We start from the raw sequence: 10,611 nt of genomic DNA on the forward strand, positions 1-10,611 counted from the left end.
CGCCAGGCGGGTCAGACGTCGCTGAGGCGTCCGAAGAGGTCGACCCCGGGAGCCGACGGTTCGGTGCCGACGTACACGTCGCGCAGCATGGCGGCGTATTCGTCACCGGAGATGCGCCCGTCGCCGTCCTTGTCCAGGACGGACATGACGGTGTCGACCCGGCTTGCCTGAACGCCGTAGCCCTTCAGGAGGGGGACGATCTCCCGCCGGTCGAGGTGGCCGTCGCCGTTCGTGTCCGCGAGCGTGAACTCGGCCATGTGGCGCCCGATCGTGGCGGCCGCCGCCTGGGGGCTCGCCGATTCCAGCACCGCGGTGAACTCGCTCTCGGTGACCTTGCCGTCCCCGTCCGCGTCGGCCGCCTCGGCCAGTTCCTGCCACAGGTCGGCGTACTGCCGCCGCACGGCCTGGACCTTCTGCGGGTCCGCGTCGGGAAACTGCTCGACGATGCGGTCCGCGCGCTCCCGGAAGTCGTCCGCCGTGACGACGCCGTTCCCGTCGACGTCGAAGAGCGCGAACATGTGCCGGGGCTTCTCCTGAATGAACGCTGACAACACGGTGTTCCTCTCTGTCGTCGCGGACCCTTGAAGCCCGCGCACATACGGTTGGTTGCACTGCGTGATGAAACATATACGGCAAGTCGCGGAACCCACGGAATGCCCGGGCGGATACGCACGGTCGCGCCGCCGAGGATCCTCACCCCCGTCCGGACCGATCCGCCCGTGGGGCGTTCACACTCCCGACGAATTCACTCGCTCGGGTGCGACCTGTTCGAGGGAGGTTTCACGGGAGGCTTCGAGGGTGATCGGGAAGCCGTCGACGCCGCTCGTCTGCTCGACGGGGCCCGGCGAATGGAACCGGCGGGCCCAGCGGCGGAAAGCGCCGATGGGCCCGTCACCGGGGCCGAGCCGCGGGGGCTGCTGGTATCGCTTGTGGTCCCAGATCGGAAAGTCGGCAGCCGTGAAGGCGCAGCTCGATCGGAACAGCGGACGCTCCAGCACGCGCGTGGCGGCCCGGGTCACCGCCCGGGCGAGGCGCGGCGTCACCGGCCACGACGGCTCGGTCAGTGCGATGCGGTTCGACTGCCGGAGCTGCATCCGGTTCGGCGCGATCGCGGTCGGCATCACCAGCGTGTACATCCGCAGGCCGAACCGCGGCGAGTGGATCTCGGCGTGCAGGTAGTGCCGCAGCGGCGGGGGTCGGCCCCTGACTGATCGCCTTCCCGTACACGCGTGACAATCCCAAGCGATCCTCCTGGATTCACTTCCGGCGGATCAGGTATATCACTCCGGCCGGAGAATTCCGGAAACGCATGAAATCACCTTCGGAATTCATCCACTTTCAGAATTCACGATAATAATCCGAGATCCCCATCCACGCAGCGCACCGTCGGCATTCGGTCGGCGGTCCCGGTGCGCGCGGGGGTCGTCGTCGGCCATCGAGGAGATCGTCGACACCCTCTTCATCCCACTGGTCACCTGAACCGGATCACGGGGGGCGGGCCGTGTTCAGAACGGGTACTCGAAGCAGCTGTCGCCGCCGAAGGAGCGGGCCGCGTGGTGGTGCATGCGGCGGGTGTAGCGCGGATCGTCCATCAGGCCGGTATAGGACTCGTATTCGTGCTCGATCAGTCCGGCGGTGTTGCCGAGGTAGACGTCGAAGCCGGGGTACATCAGGCCGACGAACGGCAGGTCGTCGACATCGACGGCGAGGACCGGGTACTCGCCTTCCCGGTCGGGTTCGGTGACGGCCAGGAGGCGGCGGGAGTCCGAACCGCCGGGGAGGAGGAAGCATTCGGGGAAGCGGTCGGCGATGAGCGTATACAGGTCGCCCCACATGTCGCCCAACTCGTCGGCCACCAACTCGTCGAGCCTGCGCGGCGCAAGGCCTCCGTCGGCGTCGAACCAGTCGTAACGTTCGAGCAGGCTCGTGTCGTACCCGAGCCAGGCCCGCAGGCTCGGCGACAGCGGGCGGCCGGACGGAAACGCCGCCACGGCCGCCGCGTCGGCGGCCATCGGCCGGGCCACGCCACCACTCACCCACGGGACGTCCGCGTACGACAGCGCGGAGGCCCCGGGGTTTTGCCGAACCACCTCGATGACCCGCTCGACCAAAGCCACTCCGTGCACGGCGTCGTCCGTGCCTTCAGTCAACATGGCCGGAAGGTAACAGCCGCCTCCGACGCCGACCCGGCCCGGCCCCGCCATCCCCTCGGTGGGCCGCGGGGATGGCGGGGCCGCGTTCGCCGTCCCCCGAAATCCCCGATCATCGGAGCCGGTTGATCCGCGGCGTCCACGAAGCCGGCGGTATCCGTGCTATGTTGATCTCAGTTGCAGTTGTGGTACCCATGAACTTTGTGTGCACCTGACGGGCGTGATCCGCGGGTGCATTTTTTGTTTGGCCGGTCATCTCCGGGTGGGCTCCTTGCGGCGACGCGGAATCGCACTGTGTGGATTCCGGTACTGCTTCCCAGACTAAGGAGAACGACATGTCGACCACAGGCACCGTGAAGTGGTTCAACGCGGAAAAGGGCTTCGGCTTCATCGAGCAGGACGGCGGCGGCCCCGACGTCTTCGCCCACTACTCGAACATCGCTGCCCAGGGCTTCCGTGAGCTCCAGGAGGGCCAGAAGGTCTCCTTCGACGTCACCCAGGGCCAGAAGGGCCCGCAGGCGGAGAACATCGTTCCCGCCTGACGCTTTTCGGCGTCCGTACCGGGGCCCGCCGCACCGTGAGGTCGCGGGCCCCGGTACGGCGTTCGTATTTTTCCCGCAGGCCGCTCGTCCCCCTTTCCCGAGGTCGTGGCGACGGCAGGCATCGCAGCACCCCCGCCCGGCAGGCGGCAGCCGACGGCTTACGACCGCGCACCGCCCACCGCCCCCGGACTTTGCAGTCCGCTCCAGCCGGCCGCTTTTTCCACGGCGCCGCGCCTTTCGAAGTGTGTGCGCGCGAATTCCTTCGCCCCACTTCGTTTCTGCTTTTCATTTCGGCTCGTTCTCGTGATACCTTGCGCGGCTTTCGGCTGCCGGGTCTCCGCGGTGCGTGCCGTGTCGAGGAAGGTTCCCCGTGAACCCGAATGCCCGCTCCACCAATTCTTCGTACAGCTCCTCCTCCCGCGGCCGTAGCGGCGGCACCGGCGGCTACACCCGTTCGGCCGCCGGCGGCAGCGGCAGCGGCTACGGCCGTTCCGGCGCCTCGGGCCGCTCCGGCGGCTACGGCCGTTCGGGCGGTTCCGGCGGTTCCGGCGGCTACGGCCGTCGCTCCTCCGGCGCCCGGGGGGAGTTCGCGCTTCCGGTGACCATCACCCCGGCGCTGCCCGCCGTGGCCTCCTTCGCCGAGTTGGACATGCCGTCCGAGTTGCTGGCGACGCTGACCGGCCTGGGCATGACCGAGCCGTTCCCGATCCAGGCGGCGACGCTGCCGAACTCGCTGGTCGGCCGCAACGTGCTGGGCCGGGGTCGGACCGGGTCGGGCAAGACGTTGGCCTTCGGCCTGGCGTTGCTCGCCCGCACCGCCGGCCGGCGCGCCGAGCCCAAGCACCCGCTCGCGCTGGTCCTGGTGCCCACCCGTGAGCTGGCCCAGCAGGTCACCGACGCCCTTACCCCGTACGCCCGTTCGCTGCGACTGCGGATGGCCACGGTGACCGGCGGCATGCCGATCGGCCGCCAGATCACCGCGCTGCGGGCCGGCGCCGAGGTGGTCGTGGCCACGCCCGGCCGGCTCAAGGACCTCCTCGACCGCGGTGCCTGCGTGCTGGCCGACGTCGGTGTCACCGTCCTGGACGAGGCCGACCAGATGGCCGACATGGGCTTCATGCCCCAGGTCACCGAACTCCTGGACCAGGTACGCCCCGACGGCCAGCGGATGTTGTTCTCCGCCACCCTGGACCGCAACGTCGACCTGCTGGTGCGCAAGTACCTGCACGACCCGGTCGTGCACTCGGTCGACCCGTCGGCCGGTGCGGTCACCACGATGGAGCACCACGTGCTGCACGTGCAGGGATCGGACAAGAACGCCGCCACCACGCACATCGCCGCCCGCGAGGGCCGGGTGATCATGTTCCTCGACACCAAGCACGCGGTCGACCGGCTCACCGCGCACCTGCTCAACAGCGGCGTCCGCGCCGCCGCGCTGCACGGCGGCAAGTCCCAGCCCGAGCGCACCCGCACGCTGACCCAGTTCAAGTCCGGCCACGTCACCGTCCTGGTCGCCACCAACGTCGCCGCGCGCGGCATCCACGTGGACAATCTCGACCTGGTCGTCAACGTCGACCCGCCCAGCGACCACAAGGACTACCTGCACCGCGGCGGTCGTACCGCCCGCGCCGGCGAGTCCGGCAGTGTGGTCACCCTGGTCCTGCCCGGCGAGCGCCGCCAGATGGTCCGCCTGATGTCCGACGCCGGGATCACGCCGCAGACCACCCAGGTCCGCTCCGGCGAGGCCGAACTGACCCGGATCACCGGCGCCCAGGCGCCCTCCGGAATCCCGGTCGTCATCACCGCGCCGGTGGTGGACCGCCCCCGCCGTACCGGCAGCGGTTCCTCTTCACGCGGACGCCGCAGCGGCTCCGCCCAGGCCCGCCGCTCCGGCCCGGCCGGCCGCCCCGCGCCCCGCGCGGCCACCGCCGCCTGACCCGCGCACCGCGACATCCGGCCCTGAAGTTTCCGGCCACACCCGCCCGACGGGCGGGCATGGCCGGAAACTTCAGGGTCTTTCGTGCTCTTCGGGATGCTTCTCCGTCTTCACGACCTTTCGCCGCCTCGACGGAACAGCGGCGTCCAACGGTGACCGGCACAGGGCTCGTGCCCGGGCCCTCATCGGCCTGGCCCCGACCGGCACTTGCTCGCGGAGTTCCCTACGGGTCGAGGTCGACCGGTTCGACCCGCCGCCGAATCCTGCCGTACGGGACGTGTCGTCTCCGTCAAGGCGCCTGCCCGGCCGCGTCGTTCGCGGGGTCGCGCCCGTGATGCAGAGCGGCGATCCGGGTGGCGCTGCTCGTGAGACAGTTCGCGACGTCGCGCAGGTGGGACCTGCTGTACGAGTCGGTCGACCAGCCGAGGTCGTCCATGCCCTTGACGGCCAGGAGCAACTGCTCCGCCGCAGCGGCCAACCGCCGCGCCAGGGCGGCCATGTCCCCCGGGTCTCGCTCCATCGCCTGCCTCCGATCGTCGAGTGGGCCCACGGCCCGAGCGGTTTCCTCGTCGCGGGCTCCGCGGCGTTGCGGGTAGGGGCTCCCGCTCATGACGAGGACCCCGATGCCGTGGCACCGGGGTCCGGGTAGGGGTTGTCTCACCATCCACCGGCTGCGAAGCCCGGTTGGCAGTTCGTCATCTGCCCACGTCTGTTCGACGTTTCCTTCGGTTTCGACATCGGGAAGATTAGCCACGTCGGGCGCGAATGTCTATCTCGGGCATGACAGATTTCGCGAGGGTGGCGCCCGTCGATATCGGCGCCACCGCGCGCCTCGCTGCTGCCCTCTCCGGCACCCCTCCGAACCGAGACACGCCCGGCCGCGACAGAAAACACGTTCACCGACTCCCCGATGTCTGATTCCGCCGGGATAGATTTTCGGCCCCGCCGGCGCGCTCACGGTGCCTACGGTCGGCGCCGCGCTACTACAGGCGGGTCGCGGTCCGGATCAGGTCGGCGACGGCTCTGGACCGGCTGTGCGGCGGCCAGGCGATCACGGTCGTGACCGGCGGCGCGTCCAGTACGGGTACGGCGACGACGTCCCCGTGCAGTTGGGCTCGGCAGGACTGCGGTGAGACCGTGCAGGCGCGGCCGAGCGCGACCAGCTGCAACAACTGGGCATGGTCTCGGACCTGCGGTCCCGGGCCGGGAGGGTAGGTGCCGTCGACGCCGGGCCAGCGGGGCAGGGGCAGGTCCGGCAGCGCGGTGATGTCGGCCATGTGCACGTGGGTCCGGACGGCGAGCGGATGCCCGGCCGGCAGGACCACGACCTGGCCCTCCGTACCGAGCTCTTCGGTGTCGAACCCGACCGTCGAGTCGAACGGCCGGTGCAGCAGGGCCACGTCGGCCCGCCCCTCGCGCAGCAGGCGTTCCTGCTCGGCCGGGCCGCACAGCACCACGTCGACCGCGACCGCATCCGGTTCCGCGGCGTAGGCGTCCAGCAGTTTCGCCAGCAGTTCGCTCGAGGCGCCGGCTTTCGCGGCCAGGACCAGGCCGGGACGGCCGGTCGCGGCCAAGGCCGCGCGGCGGGTCCGACGTTCGGCGGCATCGACCGCCGCCAGGGCCTCCCGACCCTCGGCCAGCAGCACCGAGCCGGCCTCGGTCAGCGTGACGGTGCGGCTCGTACGGTTCAGCAGCGCTCCCCCGAGCCGCCGTTCCAGTTGCCGGATCGCCCGCGACAGCGGCGGTTGCGCGATCCCGAGCCGCTGCGCGGCGCGCCCGAAGTGCAACTCTTCGGCGACGGCGACGAAGTAGCGCAGTTCCCGGGTCTCCACGCAGCCATGCTAACGCCGGATCGATACCCGGGCGGTATCGTCCCCCACCCAATCGGTGTTGGACCCCTCGGCCGGGTCCGGAGCAGCATCGTTCCCATGAGTGAACGAACGATTGCGCTGGTCACCGGCGCGAACAAGGGAATCGGGTACGAGATCGCGGTCGGGCTGGGTGCGCTCGGCTGGAGCGTCGGCGTCGGCGCCCGCGACGAGCAGCGCCGGGAGACCGCGGTGGAGAAGCTTCGCGCGGCCGGCATCGACGCGTTCGGCGTACCGCTGGACGTGACCGACGATGCGAGCGCGACCGCCGCCGCCCGGCTGATCGAGCAGCGGGCCGGGCGCCTCGACGTGCTCGTCAACAACGCCGCCATCACCGGTGGCATGCCGCAGGAACCCACCCGGGTCGATCCCGCCGTCATCCGGACGGTCGTGGAGACCAACGTGATCGGCGTCATCCGCGTCACCAACGCGATGATGCCGCTGCTGCGCCGCTCTTCCGCACCGCGCATCGTGAACATGTCCAGCAGCGTCGGTTCCCTCACCCGGCAGTCGGGGACCGCCGGCGAGCAGACGACGGGCCCGGTCGCCGTGGCCTACGCGCCGTCGAAGACGTTCCTGAACGCCGTCACCCTTCAGTACGCCCGGGAGTTGAGCGGTACGAACGTGCTGATCAACGCCGGCTGTCCCGGCTTCGTCGCGACCGACCTCAACGGCTTCCGCGGCGTGCGCACCCCCGAACAGGGCGCGGCGATCGCCATCAAGCTCGCGACCCTGCCCGACGACGGTCCGACCGGCGGGTTCTTCGAGGACGCCGGCGCAGTGCCCTGGTGATGTGCGCGCGGTTGCCGTCCCCCGCGCGAGGCGTTCGCCCGCGTCGGGGGCGGCCGGTGGTTCCGCATCCGATCAAGACATCCAGTGCCCCTGTGCCCATTGGAACCGAACGACGCCCATTGGAACCGAACGACCAGGACGCCAAGGCGGCCACACCCACCGCCCGCGCCGGACCGAATTGTCCCAAACTCGGCATGACTGGGGCCGTGCCGGAAACCCGTCGGGCATGACACGCGAACCGCGGCCGGAAAACGAGGATGCCGACAACCGTGACGACGCCGATCGTGATCTCGGCGTCGGTCCCCCCGAGCATGTCGAGGAGCGGGAGCCCGACCATCCCACCGAGCTACCCAAACGGGCCTGGTCGGCCGTGCTGCGTGGCACGGTGAAGGAGTTCAAGGACGACGAACTCGCCGATCGCGCCGCGGCGCTGACCTACTACGGTGTACTGGCGCTGTTCCCCGCCCTGCTGGTGTTGGTGTCCCTGCTGGGAATCGCCGGCGAGTCGACCACCGATCGGGTACTGGACAACCTGCAAAAGTTGGCTCCGGGGTCGGCACGCGACGTGATCAGCGACGCGGTACGCCAGTTGCAGAACAACAGCGGTCTGGGGTCGCTCCTGGCGGTCGTGGGCCTGGTGGTCGCCGTGTGGTCCGCCTCCGGCTATGTCGCCGCGTTCATCCGGGCCGCCAACGCCGTCTACGACATGCCCGAGGGTCGGCCGGTGTGGAAGGTTCTCCCGCTGCGCCTCGGTCTGACCGTCGCGTTGATGATTCTGGCCTGTGCCAGTGCGCTGATCGTGGTCTTCACCGGTGGTCTGGCCCGACAGGTGGGCACGGCCCTGGGGATCGGCGACAGCGCGCTGACGGTGTGGTCGATCGCGAAGTGGCCGGTCCTGGTCCTGCTCGTGACGATCATGATCGCGATCCTGTACTGGGCCGCGCCCAACGCCGAGGGCCGCGGCTTCACGTGGGTGACCCCCGGCAGCTTCCTCGCCCTGGCGATCTGGATGGTCGCCTCGGCCGGCTTCGCCGTCTACGTCGCGAACTTCGCCTCGTACAACAAGACGTACGGGACACTCGCGGGAGTGATCATCTTCCTGGTCTGGTTGTGGATCACCAACCTCGCCGTTCTGCTCGGACTCGAATTCGACGCCGAACTGGCCCGCCGGCGCGCGATCGCCGGCGGCCTGCCCGAGGACGAGGAGCCGTACGTGCGACCGAGGGACACCCGCGCGTGGAGCGCCGACGAGCGCCGCCGCATGCAAGACAAGCCCTGACCACGCCCGCCCGGCCAGTCCCGACCGCCCACTCTGCACGCCCGCTTCCCGGCCGAGTCGGGGTTCCGCGGTAAATCGGAAATCGTAAATCGGGAAACCTTCACAACAGAATAAAAAGGAGGCACCGGGAGAACGGAAAAGGCGGGGTGTGGCCGGGTTCGGACTGACGAACCCGGCCACACCCCACCTTTCGATGCAGAGCGAGGGGCGGATCTCCCTACCAGCGGTACCAGCGGCCGCGACGGCCACCCGCACCCGCAGAGCGGAAGACGAAGCCCAAAGCCCACACGACCAGAACGATCACGGCGATCCACCACAGGGCCTTGAGCGCGAAGCCGGCACCGAAGAGGATCAGGGCGAGAAGCAGGACCACCAGAAGGGGAATCATGTGTTTACCTCCGCCCCAACGTGTGCCCCACCCCTCCGCACGCATTCCAGGTAAATCACGAGTTTCTGAAAGGCTTTCCGGGAAAGAAGGGATCTTCACCTTCGCCCCGCCGGGCACCGGACACCGGACGCCGTGCCCGGGCACCGGGCACCGGACCGGGCACCGGCGAGATCGGGGGTCGCGGTCGCGGCCTCCCGGGTGTGGTCGGGCGATCCGCCCGCCCGCACTTCTGCGAACATGCTCGAACCCCTGGTTGGAATCGGCGATCGAGGGCAGCGACAAGAAGGCTTGAACGTCGTTGGCACATCGGCGAGTTGCGCCGCGGGCACGAGTCGGCCGGGCACGGCGCCGGGTGGGAACACGGGACGCCGGATGGTCCGCCGTGGCGAATCCGCGGCTCGGGTACGGAACAGGGAGCGGACTGTGAGCACGATACGTCCCACGATCGACGACTCGGGAGCCGCGCCCGGTCGAGGACCACTCGGGAGCGGCCCCGGTCGGACGGCACGTCCCGGTGGACTCGTCCGGTACGACCAAGTGTTCTGGTGGTTGGCGCCGACCGTGTGTCTCGTCGCGGCGTATTGCGGTGTGCAGCAGGAGTGGGACCTGCTGGCAGCGATCGTGGTCGTCGCGGTGTTGGTGATAGGCGCGTTGTACGCATGCGGCGGGCTTCGCCCGGTGGTGCGATCCGAGCGGCGGCGATGGGCGCCGCGTACGCGGGCCGGTTCGCGAGCGCGTGCGGTCTCGTTCGCCGCCGTCGATGCCATGACCGGAGCCCGATTCGAGGAACACGTCGCGGAGTTGTGCCGTCGTGACGCGTGCCTCGACGTGGAGGTCAGCGGTGGCGCGGGCGACCTGGGGGCGGACGTCGTCGCCCGGCTTCCCGACGGACGCAGCCTCGTCATCCAATGCAAGCGGCTCGGCAGGACCCGCGCCGTGGGCAGCCCCGACATGCAACGCTTCGTCGGGACGGCGCGACCCGTGCACGATGCCGACGTCGCGGTGCTCGTCACCAATTCCCGGTTCACCGCGCCCGCTCGCCGGCTTGCCCGAGCCCAGGACATCGTGACCATCGACCGGCGGGCCCTGGGCCGATGGATGTCGGGTACCGATCTTTCGACAATGCTGCTCGGTGGAGCGGACGTTCCGACAGATGCTGCCGCAGCGGCCGTCCCGGGCGCCGAGGTGTGGCCCGAGTCGACTACGGCGGCGCATTGCGACTGACATGTCGCCCGCACTCCGCCCCGGGCGACGCCCACGCGCCGAACTCCCGTTCCTGCCGCCGGCTTCGCACCGTGGGCATTTGCCAGAACTAGCCGATTCCCGTCGATCGCTTCACCACCTCCCCATCCCCGTGTGAGTGTTTCGCTCGCTCGGGCACGAACCCGGCCTGCACGGTCACCCGCGTCGCTCACAAGGCGTCGCGGCGCAAGCCGGCGACGTGGTCGAGGCATGCCCCCACCCAAGGAGCCTCGATGAACCGCAGAACGACCACGGCCGGGACCGTCCTGGCCATGCTCGCCGGACTCGCGATCGGCGCGGCCGGCTCTTCCTCGGCCGGCGCCGACCCGTCCCCTCCCCCCGCCAACCCCCAGGCACTCGCGGTATCCGCCGCCGACCGGGCGGCCGCCAGCGGCCTGGACAGTCTCGCCAAGG

The 10,611-nt window shown here is 70.0% G+C and carries 10 protein-coding genes and 2 pseudogenes; 6 read left to right on the top strand and 6 right to left on the bottom strand.

Annotated elements, in window-relative coordinates; translation table 11 throughout:
* Positions 1-11 precede the first annotated feature (11 nt).
* The 3 genes and pseudogenes from ACFZBU_RS45645 to ACFZBU_RS45655 form a co-directional block, all read right to left on the bottom strand.
* Positions 12-551: an EF-hand domain-containing protein gene (locus ACFZBU_RS45645; RefSeq protein ID WP_391589741.1), complete on the bottom strand. Its 540-nt coding sequence runs from the start codon at positions 549-551 to the stop codon at positions 12-14.
* Between the two features lie 177 nt (positions 552-728).
* Positions 729-1,175, bottom strand: a pseudogene (locus ACFZBU_RS45650) ((2Fe-2S)-binding protein); the annotation flags it as partial.
* A gap of 330 nt (positions 1,176-1,505) precedes the next feature.
* Complete coding sequence (locus tag ACFZBU_RS45655; protein WP_391589742.1) at positions 1,506-2,153, bottom strand: hypothetical protein; 648 nt, start codon at positions 2,151-2,153, stop codon at positions 1,506-1,508.
* 332 nt (positions 2,154-2,485) lie between these two features.
* On the opposite strand from ACFZBU_RS45655, the gene ACFZBU_RS45660 reads away from it, so the two are divergent.
* Positions 2,486-2,692 (top strand): cold-shock protein, encoded by a 207-nt coding sequence (locus ACFZBU_RS45660; RefSeq protein WP_355548848.1) that lies wholly within the window; start codon positions 2,486-2,488, stop codon positions 2,690-2,692.
* 370 nt (positions 2,693-3,062) lie between these two features.
* Positions 3,063-4,628, top strand: a complete 1,566-nt coding sequence (locus ACFZBU_RS45665) for a DEAD/DEAH box helicase (protein WP_391589743.1) — start codon at positions 3,063-3,065, stop codon at positions 4,626-4,628.
* Positions 4,629-4,917: 289 nt separating this feature from the next.
* Here the strand turns inward: ACFZBU_RS45665 and ACFZBU_RS45670 are convergent, their stop codons facing one another.
* Positions 4,918-5,148, bottom strand: a complete 231-nt coding sequence (locus tag ACFZBU_RS45670) for a hypothetical protein (RefSeq protein WP_391589744.1) — start codon at positions 5,146-5,148, stop codon at positions 4,918-4,920.
* Positions 5,149-5,611: 463 nt separating this feature from the next.
* A complete protein-coding gene (locus ACFZBU_RS45675) occupies positions 5,612-6,460 on the bottom strand; it encodes a LysR family transcriptional regulator (protein ID WP_391589745.1) in 849 nt (282 codons plus the stop codon).
* A gap of 96 nt (positions 6,461-6,556) precedes the next feature.
* On the opposite strand from ACFZBU_RS45675, the gene ACFZBU_RS45680 reads away from it, so the two are divergent.
* Complete coding sequence (locus ACFZBU_RS45680) at positions 6,557-7,288, top strand: SDR family NAD(P)-dependent oxidoreductase (RefSeq protein WP_391589746.1); 732 nt, start codon at positions 6,557-6,559, stop codon at positions 7,286-7,288.
* Between the two features lie 226 nt (positions 7,289-7,514).
* The gene (locus ACFZBU_RS45685; protein ID WP_391589747.1) at positions 7,515-8,567 is read left to right on the top strand and encodes a YihY/virulence factor BrkB family protein; all 1,053 of its coding nucleotides are present in this window, start codon (positions 7,515-7,517) and stop codon (positions 8,565-8,567) included.
* A gap of 217 nt (positions 8,568-8,784) precedes the next feature.
* Here the strand turns inward: ACFZBU_RS45685 and ACFZBU_RS45690 are convergent, their stop codons facing one another.
* Complete coding sequence (locus ACFZBU_RS45690) at positions 8,785-8,955, bottom strand: DUF5670 family protein (RefSeq protein WP_380002274.1); 171 nt, start codon at positions 8,953-8,955, stop codon at positions 8,785-8,787.
* A 423-nt stretch (positions 8,956-9,378) separates the two neighbouring features.
* On the opposite strand from ACFZBU_RS45690, the gene ACFZBU_RS45695 reads away from it, so the two are divergent.
* On the top strand, positions 9,379-10,179 hold the full coding sequence (locus ACFZBU_RS45695) for a restriction endonuclease (protein ID WP_391589748.1): 801 nt from the start codon (positions 9,379-9,381) through the stop codon (positions 10,177-10,179).
* Between the two features lie 251 nt (positions 10,180-10,430).
* Positions 10,431-10,611: pseudogene (locus tag ACFZBU_RS45700) on the top strand (M4 family peptidase); the annotation flags it as partial.

Source organism: Embleya sp. NPDC008237 (genome assembly GCF_042956465.1).
GTDB lineage: Bacteria > Actinomycetota > Actinomycetes > Streptomycetales > Streptomycetaceae > Embleya.

What these genes read in the sequence shown, in the direction of transcription:
- ACFZBU_RS45680 (WP_391589746.1), top strand. Translation starts at nt 6,557, where the DNA reads ATGAGTGAACGAACGATTGCGCTGGTCACCGGCGCGAACAAGGGAATC.
- ACFZBU_RS45690 (WP_380002274.1), bottom strand. Translation starts at nt 8,955, where the DNA reads ATGATTCCCCTTCTGGTGGTCCTGCTTCTCGCCCTGATCCTCTTCGGT.
- ACFZBU_RS45670 (WP_391589744.1), bottom strand. Translation starts at nt 5,148, where the DNA reads ATGGAGCGAGACCCGGGGGACATGGCCGCCCTGGCGCGGCGGTTGGCC.
- ACFZBU_RS45655 (WP_391589742.1), bottom strand. Translation starts at nt 2,153, where the DNA reads ATGTTGACTGAAGGCACGGACGACGCCGTGCACGGAGTGGCTTTGGTC.
- ACFZBU_RS45685 (WP_391589747.1), top strand. Translation starts at nt 7,515, where the DNA reads ATGACACGCGAACCGCGGCCGGAAAACGAGGATGCCGACAACCGTGAC.
- ACFZBU_RS45660 (WP_355548848.1), top strand. Translation starts at nt 2,486, where the DNA reads ATGTCGACCACAGGCACCGTGAAGTGGTTCAACGCGGAAAAGGGCTTC.